The sequence below is a fragment of the Streptomyces sp. FH025 genome (assembly GCF_017427025.1).
In the GTDB taxonomy this organism is placed as follows: Bacteria; Actinomycetota; Actinomycetes; order Streptomycetales; family Streptomycetaceae; genus Kitasatospora.
In genome coordinates this window covers 1-16739 of record NZ_JAFLNG010000096.1, presented here as the reverse complement: position 1 = coordinate 16739, position 16739 = coordinate 1, and the positions used below count along the sequence as shown (strand labels likewise).

Sequence of the window (16739 nt, the reverse complement as noted above, 5' to 3'; positions counted from 1 at the left end):
GAGGCTGGCGTCGAAGGCGCGCAGGGTGGCGTCGTAGCCCTGGTCGGCGTTCCACAGCTTGGTGGTGATGAACAGGTCCTCGCGCGGCAGGCCGGAGGCGGCCAGGGCGCGGCCGACGCCGGTCTCGTTGCCGTAGATCGCGGCGGTGTCGATGCTGCGGTAGCCGGCCTCCAGCGCGGAGGAGACGGCGGCGGTGGTCTCGTCGTCGGGGACCTGGAAGACGCCGAAGCCGAGCTGGGGGATCTCGACGCCGTTGTTGAGCTTCACGGTGGGGATGCTGGGGTTGTTCATGGTGCGCACTTTCAGAGAGGGCGGTCAGTGAGGGTGTAGCGGACGGTCTGGGCGCTGATGAGTCCGTCGCGGAAGACGAAGGTGTCGGTGCCGTCGGTGACCTGGTGAGTGGCGGTGACGGCGGTCCACTGGAGGAACAGCACCCCGTCCGCGAACTGTGGGTCCAGGTGCCAGTCGGCGCCCGGGAGATCGGCCAGGAGGCGGCCGATGACCCGCCGGACCCCGTCGTGGCCGCGGAACGCGCCCTCGGGGGTGATGAGGACGGTGTCCTCGGTGTAGTTCCCGGCGATGTGGTCGAGGTCCCCGGTGCCCAGGCGCTGCCCGTGGTCGGCGAAGACCTCCTGCGGGGTGCGGGTCACCGGGCGAGTTCCGTCAGCGCGGCGGTGGCGAAGGAGTGGTCCTGCTCGGGGGCGCCGCCGCCGAGGCCGATGGCGCCGACGAGCTTGCCGTCGCGGTGGATCGGGACGCCGCCGGCGATGAAGAGGAGCGGCCGGTCGAGCGCGGTGGGCAGGGTGTGGAACGGTCCGTCCGGCTTGACGAGGTCGACCAGGTCGGCGGTGGGGGCGCCCAGCTGGAGGGCGGTGTACGCCTTGCGGGTGCTGGTCTCCCCGGAGATCAGCACGGCGCTGTCGTCGCGGAGGAAGGCGAGCGGGTGGCCGCCCGCGTCCAGGACGGTGACGCTGACCGCGACCCCGGCCGCGTGGGCGGCGCGGCGGGCGGCTGCGACGAGGGTCTCGGCGTCGGCGGTGGTCAGCGGGGTGAGGGTGGTGCTCATGGTGGCGCTTCTCCTGGAAGGAACGGGGAGGGGGGAACGGGGAGAGGGACTGTCAGTGGTGGACGGGGACGGGAGCGGCGGTGACCGCGCTCGCCCGTACGGGGGCGCGGCGCTCCAGGACGGCGGACCAGACGGCCAGCAGGAGGGCGGCCCCGGCGAGCAGCGCGCCGACCCAGTTCGGGGCGGTGTAGCCGAGGCCGGCGGTGATGACCAGGCCGCCGAGCCAGGCGGCGAGGGCGTTGCCGAGGTTGAAGGCGCCGATGTTGACGGCGGAGGCCAGGGTGGGCGCGCCGTGCGCCTGGTCGAGGACCCGCTTCTGCAGCGGCGGGACGGTGGCGAAGCCGAGTGCCCCGACGAGCAGGATCGAGACCGCGGCGAGGATCTTGTTGTGCGCGGTGAGGGTGAACAGGGCCAGGACGACGGCGAGTCCGCCGAGGGAGGCGTAGAGCATCGGCATCAGCTTGCGGTCGGCGAACTTGCCGCCGAGCAGGTTGCCGAGGAACATCCCGACGCCGAACAGGACCAGCAGCCAGGTGACGGCGCCGTCGGAGTACCCGGCGACATGGGTCATCATCGGGGCGATGTAGGTGATCGCCGCGAAGACACCGCCGAAGCCGAGGACGGTCATCGCCATGGCGAGCAGGACCTGGGGGTTGCGGAACGCCGTGAGCTCACGGCGCAGGTGGGCGCCCTCGGGGCGGGGCAGGGCGGGGACGAGCTTGGCGATGCCGAGCAGTCCGACCACGCCGAGCGCGGCGACGACGGCGAAGGTGACGCGCCAGCCGACGGCCTGGCCGATGAAGGTGCCCAGCGGAACGCCGACGATGTTGGCGATGGTGAGGCCGGTGAACATCGTGGCGATGGCGCCGGCCTTCTTGTCGGGGGCCACGAGGTCGGCGGCGACCACCGAGCCGATGCCGAAGAACGCGCCGTGGGCGAGGGAGGCCACGATGCGGCCGGCGAGCATCACGCCCATGGTCGGTGCCACGGCGGAGAGCAGGTTCCCCGCCACGAACAGGCCCATGAGGATCATGAGCATCGTCTTGCGGCTGATCCGGGTGCCGAGCACCGTCATCAGCGGGGCGCCGATGACGACGCCGATCGCGTAACCGGTGACCAGGAGTCCGGCGGAGGGGATGGACACCCCGTAGTCGCCGGCGATCTCGGGCAGCAGGCCCATGACCACGAACTCGGTCGTACCGATCCCGAAGGCCCCGATGGCCAGGGCTAGGAGCGCGAGAGGCATGGTGTGCTGCCCTCCATACGATTGCTGTTGCGCCTTACGTGCCCCAACAATAGTTGCATGCGCGGGCTAAGTGCAAGTGCGGATATTCGCTCATCGCTGATGGTGGGTGATGGCGGCGGAATGTGAACGGGGGTGGGGCTCGAGCTCCGGGCGGTGGTGGATCGCGCATCCGGGGCCATGGAGGGTAATACTTGCATGAGCGTGATACATGCGCTGGCCGATATTGTGTGCAAGGGTTTATCCTGGAGAGCACGTACCTGGAAGGAGAGCCGCGCCCATGACCGCCACGGACCCCGCGCTGACCGCCCTCGCCAACGGCTGGGCCGCCCTCTACCTCCTGGCCGGCCGGATCGAGGCGCACATCGAGCGCGCCCTCCAGGCCGAGCACGACCTGAGCGTGCGCGAGTACTCGCTGCTCGACGTGCTCAGCCGCCAGCACGACGGCCAGGGCGGGCACCTGCAGATGAAGCAGGTCGCCGACGCGGTCGTCCTCAGCCAGAGCGCCACCACCCGTCTCGTCACCCGGCTGGAGGACCGCGGCCTGCTCTCGCGCTACCTCTGCGCGACCGACCGCCGCGGCATCTACACCGACGTGACCGGGCCCGGCCTGGAGCTCCTGGAAGCGGCCAGGCCGACCAACGAGACCGCCCTCCGGGAGGCGTTGGACGAGGCCGCCAAGAACCCCGAGCTGGCCCCGCTGGTCGCCACCGTCGAGGAGATGAACATGCCGCGACGGCTCCCGGAGCCCGCTGCCACGCGCTGAGCACGACGAAGCCCCGGGACCTCGCCAAGGCGGTCCCGGGGCTTCGTGCTGGCATCTATGCGAGCAATCCCGTCCTCTGGAGCAACTCGTCTGCTCCATTCGGTCGGGCCGGCTTCAGTGCGGGCTGCGTCGCTCGGCGGCGTCGAACGCGGGTGAGAGCGGGGCCAGTGCCGAGCGGAGCTGGTCGGGCAGTGAGCCGGAGGGCGCGACCAGCCCTCCGGCGGCCAAACTCCCGGCGGCCTCCGCGTTACCGGCCGGCCGGAGCCAGTCTTCCAGCGCGATGCGAACCGCCGCGGCCACGCTTGCCGCGAGAACACGGGCCGTGTGCGGTCCGGCGTCACCCAGGCGTTCGGCGATCACCGCCGCGAGAGGGGGCTCGATGCCGGCGGTGGCGTCGAGGAACGCGTCGCGCAGCGCCGTCCGGGTGGTGATCAGCAGCAGCGCCCGGTGTTCGTGCTCGCCGGTCTTCGTGTACTGCTCGACCACGGCTTCGGTGACGGCGTCGGCCAGGCGCGCTCCTGCGGGCCGGGCCGCGACCGCGGACGCGATCCGCGTCTCCCGGTCCGCGGTGACGGCGGCGACGATCGCCTGCTCGCGGCTGGCGAAGTAGTTGTTGTAGGTGCGCGGTGAGACCCCGGCCGCCTCGGCGATGTCGTCGACCCGCACCCGGTCCGGTCCGCGTTCCAGGGCAAGGCGCAGGGCCGCCTCGCGCAGTGCCTCGCGCGTGGCCTGCTTCTTCCGCTCCCGCAGCCCTGGTGGTGGTGTCGGTGTCGTCACGGTGTCAGCGTTCCACACAGAGCTGCGCGCACGCAAGCTTGCGTGCGCGCACTTTTCCTGTCAGCCTCGATCCGGCCGAGACCGATAGGCCGAGACCGATAGGGCGAGATCGATGGGCAAGACCGATAGGAAGGACGGCGTCATGCGAGCAAGAGGAATGACCTACGACACCGGATTCGTCGTGCGCGGCCAGACGTCCCGCGAGCACTTCGACCCCGCGGTGGTCCGGCGCGAGCTCGGCATCATCCGCGACGACCTGCACTGCAACGCGGTCCAGATCATCGGCGGCGACCCGGACCGCCTGGAGCTGGCCGCCGGTGCCGCCGCGGAGCTCGGCCTGGAGATCTGGTTCTCGCCCTATCCGCTGGAGCTGGAACCGGAGCAGATCCTCACGCTCTTCCGCGACTGCGCCGAGCGGGCCGAACGGCTCCGGCGGCAGGGGGCCACGGTCGTGTTCGTCGCAGGGGTCGAGCTGAGCGTGATGAACCGCGGGTTCCTGCCCGGTGGGAGCCCCGAGGAGCGGGTCGAGCAGCTGATGAGCCGACCCGAACGGCGGGCCGACGCGATGCGCGAGCTCGGTGTGCGCGTCAACGCGTTCCTCCGCGACGCCGCGGCCACGGTCCGCGAGCGCTTCCGGGGTGAACTGACCTACGCGTCCATCCAGTTCGAGCAGGTCGACTGGACTCCCTTCGACATCACGACGTTCGAGCTGATCCGCTCCGCCGAGGTCGCCGACCGGTTCCGGGAAGCGGTACGCACCCTGGCCCGGGGCCCGAAGCCGCTCGCCATCACCGGGTTCGGCACCGCGGCCTACCGCGGCGCGGGAGACCGCGGCGGGCGGGTGCTGGAAGTGGTCGAGTACGACCCGGAGACCAGGGCCCCCGCACGGCTGAACGGCATGTACGAGCGTGACGAGGCCGGCCAGGCCGCGTACCTGAGCGAACTGCTGGAGATCTTCGAGACCGAGGGCGTGGACAGCGCGTTCGTCTTCCTGTTCGCCCTGCCCGGCTACCCGCACCGCCCCGACGGCGACCCTCGGGACGACCTGGACCGGGCCGGCCTGGGCATCGTCAAACTCCTCGAAGGGCGCCGGGGGCAGACCTACCCCGACATGGAATGGGAACCCAAGGCCGCCTTCGCGGCAGTGGCGCAGCGGTATCGAAGGTGATGGGCCCGTGCACAGCCCGGGGTCCGCGCCGCGCTGCGGACCCCGAGCCGCGCGGGGCTCAGGAGAAGGCGCGGGATGTCGCGCGATCCGGGGCGGGTGAGGCGCTGCCGGCTCCCACCTTCTCCGCCGCGGCCATGTAGGCCAGCACCAGGGGCCGCTCGTCGCCCCGGCGGGCGGCCACGGCCAGATGGGACGGGGAGACGCCCCGGACCAGTACGGCGATCACCTCGTCCCGGACGATCAGCGGGGCGTTGCCGGCGGCCAGCAGCGCCACGCCCTGGCCGTTGGCGACCGCTTCGTGGGTCTCCTCGGCGCTGGCCACCACGCCGCCGATCCGCGGTGCGCGGCCGCCCCGGGCGTCCAGGGCCAGCCAGTAGTCCCGCATCGGACCGGCCTCCGGGGGGAGGGCGAGGAACGGCTCGTCCAGGAGGTCGGCGAAGTCGACGGCGCCCTCCCGGTCGGCCGTGGCCCTCGCCGCCAGGGGGTGGCCGTGCGGCAGTGCCACCAGGCGCGGCTCCCGGGCCACCACCACGTACCGGTAGTGGTCGCCGTCCGGGAGCGGCAGCCAGACGAAGGCGACATCGCTGGCTCCGTCCGCCAGCCCGGCGCTGGGATCGGCCCAGTTGACCTGCCGCAGAACGGGCCGTGCGTCCGGGTGCCGGGAGACCAGCCGGGTTCGCAGCGCGGGCAGCAGCCCGCGGCCCGGGCTGGTGGACATGCCGATGACCAGGGTGTTCCGCTCGGCGGCGCGGGCCTCCTCCATCGCCGCCTCGGCGGCCTCCCAGGCGGTCAGCATCCCGCGGGCGTGCGGGAGCAGGGCTTCCCCGACCGCGGTCAGCCGCACCGCCCGCCGGTCCCGGTGGAACAGAGGCGCGCCGACCTGCTTCTCCAGCATCCGCATCTGTTTGCTGAGCGCGGGTTGGGAGACGAACAGCCGCTCGGCGGCCCGCGTGAAGTTCAACTCCTCGGCGATCGCGGCGAAGTAGCGCAGATCGCGCCCATGGACGTCCATAACTCATGGTTATCACAACAGGTCTTGGACGTGGTTCCGGATCCCGGCGAATGATGGGAGCCGTCGACGGGGAGGCCCCGAAGGGCAGTTGACGAGGACGAGGGAGACGAAGAGATGACCGAGGGCGGCAAGGTCTGGCTGGTCACGGGCGCGAGCAGCGGCTTCGGGCGGGCCATCGCCGAGGCGGCGATCGCCGCCGGTGACACGGTGATCGGCACGGCCCGACGGACCGAGGCGCTGGCCGACCTGGTCGCCGGGCACCCCGACCGGGTGGAGGCGATCGCCCTGGACGTCACCGACGGCGCGCGGATCGACGCGGTGGCCGCCGACGTGCTGGCACGCTACGGCCGGGTGGACGTGCTGGTGAACAACGCCGGGCGCACGCAGGTCGGGGCGTTCGAGGAGACCACCGACGCGGAGCTGCGCGACCTGTTCGAGCTGCACGTGTTCGGCCCTGCTCGGCTGACCAGGGCACTGCTGCCGCAGATGCGGGAGCGGGGCAGCGGCTCGATCGTGAACCTCAGCAGCATCGGCGGCCAGCTGTCCTTCGCCGGCTTCTCCGCGTACAGCGCGACCAAGGCGGCGTTGGAACAGCTGTCGGAGGGCCTGGCCGACGAGGTGGCGCAGTTCGGCATCAAGGTGCTGATCGTGGAGCCCGGCGCGTTCCGCACCAACCTGTTCGGCAGGGGCGCGGCCTACTTCTCCGAGGAGAACCCGGTGTACGCGGAGAAGGTCGGCGCCACCAGGAAGCTGGTGCAGGGCGGCGACGGCAACCAGCCCGGGGACCCGGCGAAGGCCGCCGCGGCGATCCGGCAGGCCCTGGAGGCCGAGAACACCCCGCTGAGGCTCGCCCTCGGCGGCGACGCGGTGGACGTCCTCGTCGGGCACCTCGACTCGGTGCGGGCCGAGATCGCCGCGTGGGAGAAGACCTCCCGGGGGACGGACTTCGACGCGCAGTGATGGTCGTGGTCGGTCCGGCTTGACCATCAGTCGCCGCAGCGGCACCGAGGCGGAGCTGCGGCGACTGATGGCCCGTGGAGTCCCGGTCAGGAGGCGACCGCGCCCCGCCGACCTGTGGGGAACCTGCTACCGCGATCGCGGCAAGACCATCCGGGTGCGGCGCGAGGTGCACGGTCTCGGCCGTGCCGGACCGACCGACCCCGCCGTGGAACAGCCCCCGAGGGGCCAGTCGCCCAGCGGAAGGGTTTCCAGGAACGAGCCGGCTGGTCGGCGGTACCGGAGCCGTTCGGGGCCGGGGTGGAAGTCGACGACAAGGGTGGCTTCCATTCGGAGGGCCGGAGCCCCGGGCGGGGGGTCAACGGCCACCGGCCGGGCCGGTGCTGTCACGGACGATCAGCTCGGGGCGCAGCAACTGGATCGAGTTGGCCGGGGCGCCCGACCGGGTGAGGGCGCGCAGCAGCAGCTCGATCGCCTCCCGGGCCATCTCCCGTTTGGGGATGGCCACGCTGGTGAGCGCCGGTCGGGCCACGCCGGCTTCCGGGTTGTCGTCGTGCCCGACGATCGACAGGTCGTGTGGGACGGAACGGCCTGCGGCCCGGGCGGCCTCCAGGGCTCCGAGGGCGAGGACGTCGTGGGTGGCGAAGAGCGCGGTGGTGCCGGGATCCGCGGCCAGTGCCGCGGTGGCGGCCGTGAAGCCGCCCGCTGGGGTGGGTGCGGGCGCCAGGTGGACGGCGGCGTCGGGGACGGTCAGGCCGTCGGCGGTGAAGGCGCGCCGGAAGCCGGCCACCCGCGGGGCGTGGTCGGGGCTAGCGAGCACGGCGACGCGTTCGTGCCCGAGTTCGCGCAGGTGGCGCCCGGCCAGGTAGCCGGCCCGCTCGTAGTCGATGGTGACCACCGGGAAGCGGTCGGGGGCGTCGGTCTCCCAGGCGCACAGGGCGACCGGGAAGGAGGCCTCGGCCAGCAGCGGCAGATGGTCGATCAGGTCCCGGTCACCCGCGATCAGCAGGGCGTCCACCGAGCGGCTGGTCAGCCCGGCCAGGTGCCGCTTGGCGCGCTCGCCGTCGAGCCGGGTGGTGCAGAGCAGCAGGTGGTAGCCGTTCGCGTCGAGGACGTCCTCGACCTCCTCGACGATGTCGGCGTAGAAGGAGCCCGTCACGGTGGGGACGAACAGGCCCACCGTCCTGGTGGCGCCGGTCGCCAGGGAACGCGCGACCAGGTTGGGGGTGTAGCCCAGCTCCTCGACCGCGGCGCGAACCCGAGCCGCGGTCGCCGGGCTGACGGCCCCGCGGCCCCGGATGACGTTGGAGACGGTCTGCTTCGTGACCCCGGCACGCTCGGCCACGTCCTGCATCGTCACCATGACTGGATCCTTCGATTTACCGGTCAACACGTTTCGGTGAAACGTAGGGCACAGGTGAGCGGCCGTCAAGAGCGATCTAAACGCTTTCCCTGCGCTTGACTTGAGGATTCATCGCCTGGGCGCCGTCGCGGCGCACCGAGTCGGCGGAGGTTTTTGCAGGGACCCTTGATTTACCGGTCAACCCGCCCGTATCGTCCCAGCCATCCAGCGACGCCCCCGTCTCCGGGCCACTGCCGACGACACGTCCGCGCGGCTTCTCGCGCCTCCGAGAGGAACCATCCATGGGTAGAACGACCATGTCCGCACGCCGCGTCCTCGGCACGGCCGCCGCCGTCGCGCTCGCGTTCGGGGCGAGCGCCTGCGGCAGCGGCTCGGGGGACGGCGCGAAGTCCGGCGGTGGCTTCACCTACTGGTCGATGTGGCGCTCGGACGAGCCGCAGGCCAAGGTGCTGAAGGCCGCGATCGACGACTTCGCCGCCGCCACCGGCGCCAAGGTGAACATCACCTGGGCCGGCCGGGACATCGCCAAGAAGATCGGCCCGGCGATCGCCGCCAACCAGGCCCCGGACCTGTGGGACGAGTCCGACGACAAGGTCTACGGCACCACCGCCTCCGCCGGACAAGCCCTGGACCTCTCGCCGGTGCTGCAGTCGCAGGTGCCGGAGGAGAACGTCCCGGTCTCCCAGGTCATCCCGGCCAAGTACTTCGACATGCTGCCGAAGGACCCGTCCGGGTCGAACCACTACGTGATCCCGTACGAGGTCGTCACCAACGCGATGTTCTACAACGCGGCCGACCCCGTGATCGCCTCGGCCATGCCGAGCCCGCCCACCGACTGGGCCGGACTGCTCAAGGTATGCGACGCGCTGAAGGCGGCCGGAAAGGCGTGCATCGCCTCCGAGGGCGAGGACCCCTGGAGCAACGAGCTGTACTTCGACTACCTGCTCAACGGCGCCGGAGTGAACGTCGCCCGGCTCTCCGCCGACAAGTCCGGCGCCACCTGGGACGATCCGGCGGTCCTCAGCGCGGCGCAGCAGGTGGAACAACTGGTCAAGGGCGGCCACCTGATCCCGGGCTACGACGCCACCAAGTACCCCACCCAGGAGACCAACTGGACGGCCGGCAAGGCCGCCTTCTACATGGACGGCAACTACGTCACCTCCGAGGTCGCCAAGCAGGTCCCGGCCGGCTGGAAGACGGCCGCGATCCTGCCGCCCACCGCGAAGACCCCGGACGCGGGCCTGGTCGGCTTCGCGATCCCCAAGCGCGCCAAGAACGCCCCCGCCGCACAGAAGTTCATCGCCTTCTTCCTGCAGAAGAAGCACCTGTCCGGGATCTCCACCACCGCGCTCAACATCACCCCGCGCAGCGACATCCCGGCCCCCGCCGAACTGGCCGACGTCCAGAAGGCCCTCGACGCCCCGACGGTCCGGCTCGGCTTCGACGGCGCGGGCGGCAGCTGGCTGCCCAAGGTCCTGAACGAGAACTACCTGGACCTCTGGCACGGGAAGACCACGGCCGCCCAGTTCGTCGCCAAGTGCAAGGCCGACCAGGTCTCCTACTGGCAGACCCAGGGCTGACGGTGGCGACGACGATCGACAACCCGCGCCGGACGAACGCCGCCCGGGGCCGCTCCGAGCGCGCCGCCCGTACCGGGGCCGGCCCGCTGGAGCGCCAACGCCGCCGGATGTTCTGGCCCTTCACCGCACCCGCGCTGATCGTGTACGCGGCGCTGTTCATCGCCCCGGTCGGCTACGCCCTGTGGACCAGCCTGTACAAGTGGGGCGGCATGGGCGCCATGGACTGGCGGGGCCTCCAGAACTACACCCTGCTGTTCCGCGACCCGAGGTTCCGCACCTCCCTGTTCAACACACTGGAACTGATGGTCATCGGCGGCACCATCACCTTCGTGCTCAGCTTCGCGCTGACCCTGGTGCTGCGCGAGATGCGGGCCAGGCTCTTCGCCCGCTCGGTGCTGTTCTTCCCCTCGCTGGTCAACGGCATGGTCTTCGGCATCGCCGCCGGCTTCCTGTTCTCGCCCACCGGCCCGGTCAACCAGGCACTGAAGCTGTTCGGGGTGGCCACGCCGCCCAAGTGGCTGTCGACGGACAACCTGCTCCCGATGGTCCTGGGCACCCTGGTCTGGACGGCGACCGGCTACTACACCTCCATCATCATGGCGGCGGTCGACCAGATCCCCGACTACCTCTACGAGGCGGCCGAACTCGATGGCGCCGGCCCCTTCCAACGCTTCCGGCACATCACCCTGCCCTGCGCCTGGGACGTCATCGCGGTCTGCGCGGTGCTGTGGACCGTCAGCTCGGTGAAGATCTTCGAACTGATCCTGCTCTACGGCGGCAGCACCAACGCCTATCCACCGGTGAGCAGTTGGAACACCGCCGTGTACGTGTACGCCGAGGCCTTCCCGCAGGGCACCGTCCCCCGGCTGGGCATGGCCACCGCCGCCGCGATGGTCAGCCTGGTCATGGTCACCCTGATCACCGTCGTGCTGCGCCGCCTGCTGCGCCGCGACCCGATCGAGTACTGACCCGCCGCGTCCCGGCCCCCCACACCGCAACCGGAAAGGCCACCACCCGTGCGACGCAGAAACCGATCCGCCGGACTCGCGACCAGAATCGGCACGGCCGCCGTCTGGATCGTCGTCGCCGCCGACCTGCTGCTGGCCCTGTGGATCCTGCTGACCTCGCTGCGCGGCGGCCCCGACATCCTGCAGCACGCCTTCGGCCTGCCGACCAGCCCCAGGACCGACAACTACACCACCGCGCTCGACGAGGGCGGCTTCGCGCAGGCGGCCCTCAACAGCCTGCTCACCGCCGGCCTCTCCTCCGCGGTCGCCGTCACCCTCGCGGCCCCCTGCGCCTACGCCCTCGCCCGGCGCCGCTCACGGACCTCCTCGGCGCTGACGATGACCTTCGCCATGGGCCTCGGCGTGCCCGGCCAGGTCCTGGTCGTGCCGCTGTTCGTGGGCCTGTCCCGGGTGAACCTGACCGACAGCGACCTCGGCCTCGGGCTCGTCTACGTCGGCCTGGCCATGCCCTTCACAGTCTTCCTGCTGACCGGATTCTTCAGCGGCATCCCCGGCGTGCTGGAGGAGGCGGCCGTCCTGGACGGCGCCGGCCCGCTGCGAACCTTCCTCCAGGTGGTGCTCCCGGTCGCCCGGGGCGGGCTGATCACCGCCTTCCTCCTGCAGTTCATCACCGCCTGGAACGAGACCCTGTTCGCCCTCGTGCTGACGAACAGCCAGGGAAGGATCACCCTCCCGGTGGCGCTCTCCTCCTTCGTCGCGGCACAGCAGTTCAACGGCCTGGACTACGGCACGATGTTCGCCGGAGTCTGCATCATCCTCGCCCCGATGATCGCGCTCTTCTCCTGGATGGGCTCGCGGATCGTCCAGGGCATGACGGTTGGAATCGGAAAGTGACACCTTCCCGCGCGACCTCGACACTGCGCACCGACGTCCTCCGCATCGACGGCACCCCCGATCCGGTCGGCGGCACCCTGCCGATCCTGCACGGTCTGCCCCGGCAGACCGGCGCGGGCGCGGGGGTCGACGACGAGATGCGCCGCAACCTGGCCTACGGGGTGCCCGACACCCTGCTGCCGTACACCCGGCAGGGCGGGTACGACCGCGTCCGCGCCGAGCGTGACCTCGCCTGCGTGGTGCTGGAGAACGAGACCCTGACCGCGACCTTCCTGCCCTCCCTCGGCGGGCGGCTCTGGTCCCTGGTCCACCGCCCCAGCGGGCGGGAGCTGCTGCACCGCAACCGGATCCTCCAGCCCGCCAACCTCGCCCTGCGCGACGCCTGGCTGGCCGGCGGGGTGGAGTGGAACCTCGGCGCCACCGGGCACTGGCCGCTGACCTGCGAGCCGCTGCACGCCGCCCGGGTCACCGCGCCGGACGGCACCCCCGCGCTGCGGATGTACGCCTTCGAACGGCTGCGGCGCCTGGTCCTGCGGATGGACACCTGGCTGCCCGCCGGCTCCCCGGTGCTGTACGTCCACATCGCCGTGCACAACCCCGCGCCGACCGAGACGCCGGTCTACTGGTGGTCCAACATCGCCGTGCCCGAGGACCAGGGCGTGCGCGTCCTCGGCCCGGCCGACCACGCCTTCCACTGCGACTACGTCAGCGACCTGCGGCGGGTGCCCTTCCCGCAGGTCGACGGCGCCGACCGCAGCTACCCCGGCCGAGTGGCGCGCGCCGCCGACTACTTCCTCGACATCCCCGGCGGCGAACGCCCCTGGATCGCCGCGCTGGACGAGACGGGTACCGGACTCGTCCAGACCTCCACCGCGCGACTGCGTGGCCGCAAGCTGTTCTGCTGGGGCACCGGCACCGGCGGGAAGCACTGGCAGGAGTGGCTCTCAGGCCCGGACTCCGCCTACCTGGAGATCCAGGCCGGTCTGGCCCGCACCCAGCTGGAGCACCTGCCGATGCCCGGCGGTGCCACCTGGTCCTGGACTGAGGCGTACGGGCTGATGCAGGCCGATCCCACGGCCGTGCAGGGGAGTTGGCGATCCGCCCGGTCGGCCGCCGCCGGCGCGCTGGACCAGCTGCTCCCGCCGCTGGAGCTGGAACTGGCCGACACGCTGGCGGACGAGTTCGGCGAGCCCGAGGAGGTGCTGGCCGTGGGTGGCGGCTGGGCCGCGCTGGAGATCGAGGCCGGTGCCCTGGCGGCCTCCCCGCTGCTGCCCTTCGGTGAGCCCAGCGCCGCCCAGGAGCCCTGGCGGCAACTCCTCAGGACCGGCGCACTGCCGGTCTGCGACCCGCCTGCCGAACCGGTCACGGGAGCGCACTGGCGGGTCCTGCTGGAGAGCGGCGCCGCGGACTGGCACGCGCTCTACCAGCTCGGGCTGCTGCGGCTGGCGGCCGGGGAACGGGAGGCTGCCCGCGAAGCCTTCGAGCGCTCGATCGCCGCGCAGCCCTCGCCCTGGGCGCTGCGGGCGCTTGCCTTCCTGACCCCGGACCGGCAGCGGGCCGCCGGCCTCATGGCCGATGCCCACCAACTCCGGCCGGAACTCCTGGAGTTGACGATCGAAACACTGGAGGCGCTGCGGCGGGCCGAGCGATCCGACCAGGCGCTCGCACTGATCGGCCAACTGTCCGCGGCCGACCGGGCACACGGCAGGATCCGGCTGGCCGAGGCGGAGGCGGCGCACGCCGCCGGCGACGACGACCGGGTCCGGAGCCTGCTGGCGGAGGGCATCCAGGTCGACACCATGCGCGAGGGCGAACTCTCCCTGGACACCCTCTGGCTCGCCGTCCACCCCGGCACGCCCGTACCGCCGCAGTACGACTTCCGGATGGCGGCCGGCTGAGCCGCCGCCTCCCACCGACCGCGCTCCCGCTCCGCCCACACACACCAGGGGCGCAACGGTGCGCCCCGTCACGGAAGAGGAGTACCCGTGTCACCTCTACGCACCAGATGGATCAGCGGCCTCACCGCCGCCGCGCTGGCCGTCCTCGGCACCGGCACGCTGGCCGCCACCCCGGCGGCGGCCAAGCACGCCGACGCCACGTACACCGTCTCGATCGGCGGGACCGGCTCGTACGCCTACCCCGACGACACCCCGGCCAGCGTCTACACCGACAAGGACGGCACCTTCTACTTCCAGCAGCCACACTCGCTGTACGGAGCGAAGGACTCCCGGCAGTGGGGCTTCTACACCGGAACCGACTTCGACCACGCCACCCGGTCGGACCCGATCAGCGGCGCCGTCAACCCCGCCAACCCGAACGACCGCAACGACGACACCACCTGGCGGTGCAACAACAGCCCCACGGGCCTGGAGTCCACCAACGCGCCGCAGGGCTCCGGCTACTCCCAGCGGAACTTCTGCGACCTGTCCGGAGTCTGGGTCGACCCGGACACCGGGGACTGGTACGGCCTGGTGCACAACGAGTTCACCCCCCAGCCCTTCGGTGACGGCCTGCACTACGACGCGATCGACTACGCCGTCTCCATCGACCAGGGGAGGACCTGGTCGATCAAGGACCACGCCATCACCTCCCCGTACAGCACCACCCGCGGGGACACCGCGGCCTTCCCGCAGCAGACGTTCTCCTACGGCGACGGCGACCAGCGGCTGTTCACGGACACCGCCTCCGGCTACTTCTACGTCTTCTACGGCTCCCGGATCGTCGACAAGGGCGGGTCCTGGGGCGCCTTCCAGCAGCACGTCGCGCGGGCCCCGATCTCCGCCAAGATGGCGCCCGGCAGCTGGCAGAAGTGGTACGACGGCGCCTGGTCGCAACCGGGGGCGGGCGGACTGGAGAGCGACATGGTGCCCGCCGACTCCGCCAACCCGACCGGGTACCTGCCGCCGGCCAAGGAGTACGACCCCGCCAACCCCGGCACCGTCAACCAGCAGATCGCGGCCGGCACGCTCGCCCCGAGCACACCGCTGTTCGTCATGAACGTCAGCTACGACGCGTATCTGGGCCTCTACATCGGCTCCCCCCAGGCCGTCGACCAGAGCGGCAACGCCCCGCAGCAGATCTACGCCACCAAGGACCTGGCCACCCAGAAGTGGACCCTGCTCGGCGACACCGGTGGCTACCACACCGCTTCCTGGTACCGCTGGTTCCTGGACAGCGCCAACCGGACCGACGCGACGATCGTCGGGAAGACCTTCCGGATGTACTGCTCCTTCGCCTGCGCCGACTCGGACGGTCAGTACGTCGACCTGACCATCGACTCTTCCGCGCCGGCCGCCCCGCCGGTGGACCTGACGAAGACCTACCGGATCCAGAACGGCAACGGCCGCGTCCTCGCCCAGACCGCCGGCGGCTCCGCTACCACCTCCACGGCGCGGCCCACCGGCTCCGCGCGCGAGTCCTGGAGCTTCCTGGCCAACGGCGACGGCTCCTACCGGATCGCCAACGCCGCCACCGGGCAGCTGCTGGGCGTCGACTCCACCGCGACGGCCGGCCGGGCCTGGGGCGCGGGGCTGACCGCCACCACCGCCGTCGGCGGGAACGCCACCGTCGGCCGGCAGTGGTTCATCCTCCCCAGCAAGGCCGGGAACGGCCGGTTCCAGCTGGTGAACCGCTACAGCGGCCTGGTGCTCGGCCTGTCCGGCACGGCGGGCCGGCTCACCGAGACCACGCCCGCCCGCTCCTGGACGGACACCAGCGGCAGCGCGGTCGGCGGCAGGCGCACGGCGGCCGAACAGACCCTCGCCTTCGCCCCGACCGGCACGGCCCCGGAGACGGTCGTGCTCACCGCCCCCGGCGACCAGTCCGGCACCGTCGGCAAGGCCGCCTCGGTCCAGCTGAGCGCGACCGACAACGCCGGCAGGCCGCTCACCTTCTCGGCGACCGGCCTGCCCGCCGGACTCACCATCAGCCCCTCGGGCCTGATCTCCGGCACCCCGACCGGGGCCGGGGTCGCCAGCACCACCGTCACCGCCTCCTCCGGCACCGCGAGCGCCTCGACCACCTTCACCTGGACCGTCACCCCGGCGTTCAGCGGGACCCACACGCTGACCACGGGCGGCAAGGCCCTCGACGACGCCGACAACAGCACCACCGCCGGAAACCGCCTGATCACCTGGACCGCATCCGGAGCCGCCAACCAGCTCTGGCAGTTCCGCCAGCAGCCCGACGGCTCGTACGAACTGGTCAACGGCCTCTCCTCGATGTGCGCCGACGTCAGCGGCGGCTCCACCGCCGCCGGCGCCCAGGTCATCCAGTGGCCGTGCAGCGGAGGGGCCAACCAGCACTGGAACGTCCGGCTGACCGCCGACGGCTCGTACAGCGTCACCTCGGCCCGCAGCGGACTTCTCCTCACCACCGCCTCGACCGCTGACGGCGCTCTGGTGACCCAGCAGCCGGACACCGGCTCTCCGCTCCAGCGGTGGTCGATCGCCTGACCACCTGACCCCGGACGCACCGCGGCCGCCCGTCCCCTTCCGGGGAGGGCGGCCGTTGCCGTTGTGCTCAGGCGGGTCGCACGGTGGCGAACCTCTCGGCGCCGAGGACCCACCGGCCGCGGCGCATCACGGCGACCAGGTCGTAGCTGTCGGAGTCGACTACGACGAGGTCGGCGAGCTTGCCGGTCTCCAGCGAGCCGATGGAGTCGCTCAGGCCGAGCAGCCGGGCCGGGGTGGCGGAGAGCGACTCGACGGCCTGGCCGAGCGTCAGCCTGCCCAGCGTGAGCGCTCTTCGGAACACCCGGTCGAGGGTCAGCGTGGAGCCGGCGATGGAGCTGCCGTCGGGGAGCATGGCGACGCCGTCCTTGACTTCGACCTGGAGCGGGCCGAGCGGGTAGAGGCCGTCGCCCATGCCGGCGGCGCCCATGGCGTCGGTGATCAGGGCGACCCGGGAGGCGCCGGCGGTGCCGTACGCCAGGTCGAGGACGGAG

Annotated in this window: 16 protein-coding genes; 8 read left to right on the top strand and 8 right to left on the bottom strand. The window is 71.8% G+C overall.

The window, feature by feature from the left end:
- From J0670_RS10165 to J0670_RS10150, 4 genes are all read right to left on the bottom strand, one after another.
- The coding region (locus J0670_RS10165; protein WP_207811143.1) for an aldo/keto reductase at window positions 1-291 on the bottom strand (291 nt) is incomplete at its 3' end.
- Between the two features lie 11 nt (window positions 292-302).
- Window positions 303-650 (bottom strand): nuclear transport factor 2 family protein, encoded by a 348-nt coding sequence (locus J0670_RS10160; RefSeq protein WP_207811142.1) that lies wholly within the window; start codon window positions 648-650, stop codon window positions 303-305.
- Entirely contained in the window at window positions 647-1066 is a 420-nt protein-coding gene (locus J0670_RS10155) for a heme-binding protein (protein ID WP_207811141.1), read from the bottom strand. The genes J0670_RS10160 and J0670_RS10155 overlap by 4 nt, the downstream gene beginning before the upstream one ends.
- A gap of 52 nt (window positions 1067-1118) precedes the next feature.
- On the bottom strand, window positions 1119-2312 hold the full coding sequence (locus tag J0670_RS10150; protein ID WP_207811140.1) for an MFS transporter: 1194 nt from the start codon (window positions 2310-2312) through the stop codon (window positions 1119-1121).
- Between the two features lie 277 nt (window positions 2313-2589).
- Here J0670_RS10150 and J0670_RS10145 point away from each other — a divergent pair, with 277 nt between their 5' ends.
- Window positions 2590-3075 carry a MarR family winged helix-turn-helix transcriptional regulator gene (locus J0670_RS10145; RefSeq protein ID WP_207811139.1) on the top strand — a complete coding sequence of 162 codons (486 nt, stop codon included), beginning with the start codon at window positions 2590-2592 and terminating at the stop codon, window positions 3073-3075.
- A 114-nt stretch (window positions 3076-3189) separates the two neighbouring features.
- Here J0670_RS10145 and J0670_RS10140 read toward each other — a convergent pair whose 3' ends face one another.
- Entirely contained in the window at window positions 3190-3852 is a 663-nt protein-coding gene (locus tag J0670_RS10140) for a TetR/AcrR family transcriptional regulator (protein ID WP_207811138.1), read from the bottom strand.
- Window positions 3853-4009: 157 nt separating this feature from the next.
- Here J0670_RS10140 and J0670_RS10135 point away from each other — a divergent pair, with 157 nt between their 5' ends.
- Window positions 4010-5020 carry a hypothetical protein gene (locus J0670_RS10135; protein WP_207811145.1) on the top strand — a complete coding sequence of 337 codons (1011 nt, stop codon included), beginning with the start codon at window positions 4010-4012 and terminating at the stop codon, window positions 5018-5020.
- 58 nt (window positions 5021-5078) lie between these two features.
- Here the strand turns inward: J0670_RS10135 and J0670_RS10130 are convergent, their stop codons facing one another.
- Complete coding sequence (locus tag J0670_RS10130; RefSeq protein ID WP_207811137.1) at window positions 5079-6032, bottom strand: LysR substrate-binding domain-containing protein; 954 nt, start codon at window positions 6030-6032, stop codon at window positions 5079-5081.
- 114 nt (window positions 6033-6146) lie between these two features.
- On the opposite strand from J0670_RS10130, the gene J0670_RS10125 reads away from it, so the two are divergent.
- Window positions 6147-6992, top strand: coding sequence for an oxidoreductase (locus tag J0670_RS10125; protein WP_207811136.1), 846 nt, complete (start codon window positions 6147-6149; stop codon window positions 6990-6992).
- Between the two features lie 355 nt (window positions 6993-7347).
- Here the strand turns inward: J0670_RS10125 and J0670_RS10120 are convergent, their stop codons facing one another.
- Window positions 7348-8352: a LacI family DNA-binding transcriptional regulator gene (locus J0670_RS10120; protein ID WP_207811135.1), complete on the bottom strand. Its 1005-nt coding sequence runs from the start codon at window positions 8350-8352 to the stop codon at window positions 7348-7350.
- Between the two features lie 281 nt (window positions 8353-8633).
- On the opposite strand from J0670_RS10120, the gene J0670_RS10115 reads away from it, so the two are divergent.
- From J0670_RS10115 to J0670_RS10095, 5 genes are all read left to right on the top strand, one after another.
- Window positions 8634-9932: an ABC transporter substrate-binding protein gene (locus J0670_RS10115; RefSeq protein WP_207811134.1), complete on the top strand. Its 1299-nt coding sequence runs from the start codon at window positions 8634-8636 to the stop codon at window positions 9930-9932.
- Between the two features lie 2 nt (window positions 9933-9934).
- Complete coding sequence (locus J0670_RS10110; protein WP_307806461.1) at window positions 9935-10900, top strand: sugar ABC transporter permease; 966 nt, start codon at window positions 9935-9937, stop codon at window positions 10898-10900.
- Between the two features lie 48 nt (window positions 10901-10948).
- The gene (locus tag J0670_RS39075) at window positions 10949-11794 is read left to right on the top strand and encodes a carbohydrate ABC transporter permease (protein WP_207811133.1); all 846 of its coding nucleotides are present in this window, start codon (window positions 10949-10951) and stop codon (window positions 11792-11794) included.
- Window positions 11791-13692: a DUF5107 domain-containing protein gene (locus tag J0670_RS10100; RefSeq protein ID WP_207811132.1), complete on the top strand. Its 1902-nt coding sequence runs from the start codon at window positions 11791-11793 to the stop codon at window positions 13690-13692. Before J0670_RS39075 ends, J0670_RS10100 begins: the two co-directional genes overlap by 4 nt.
- An 87-nt stretch (window positions 13693-13779) precedes the next feature.
- The gene (locus tag J0670_RS10095; RefSeq protein WP_207811131.1) at window positions 13780-16248 is read left to right on the top strand and encodes an RICIN domain-containing protein; all 2469 of its coding nucleotides are present in this window, start codon (window positions 13780-13782) and stop codon (window positions 16246-16248) included.
- A 67-nt stretch (window positions 16249-16315) separates the two neighbouring features.
- Here J0670_RS10095 and J0670_RS10090 read toward each other — a convergent pair.
- A partial coding sequence (locus J0670_RS10090; protein ID WP_207811130.1) for an amidohydrolase family protein occupies window positions 16316-16739 on the bottom strand: 424 nt, incomplete at its 5' end.

Coding starts and splice junctions, on each gene's coding strand:
- J0670_RS10155 (WP_207811141.1), bottom strand. CDS start 1,066: ATGAGCACCACCCTCACCCCGCTGACCACCGCCGACGCCGAGACCCTC.
- J0670_RS10150 (WP_207811140.1), bottom strand. CDS start 2,312: ATGCCTCTCGCGCTCCTAGCCCTGGCCATCGGGGCCTTCGGGATCGGT.
- J0670_RS10145 (WP_207811139.1), top strand. CDS start 2,590: ATGACCGCCACGGACCCCGCGCTGACCGCCCTCGCCAACGGCTGGGCC.
- J0670_RS10135 (WP_207811145.1), top strand. CDS start 4,010: ATGACCTACGACACCGGATTCGTCGTGCGCGGCCAGACGTCCCGCGAG.
- J0670_RS10130 (WP_207811137.1), bottom strand. CDS start 6,032: ATGGACGTCCATGGGCGCGATCTGCGCTACTTCGCCGCGATCGCCGAG.
- J0670_RS10125 (WP_207811136.1), top strand. CDS start 6,147: ATGACCGAGGGCGGCAAGGTCTGGCTGGTCACGGGCGCGAGCAGCGGC.
- J0670_RS10120 (WP_207811135.1), bottom strand. CDS start 8,352: ATGGTGACGATGCAGGACGTGGCCGAGCGTGCCGGGGTCACGAAGCAG.
- J0670_RS10115 (WP_207811134.1), top strand. CDS start 8,634: ATGGGTAGAACGACCATGTCCGCACGCCGCGTCCTCGGCACGGCCGCC.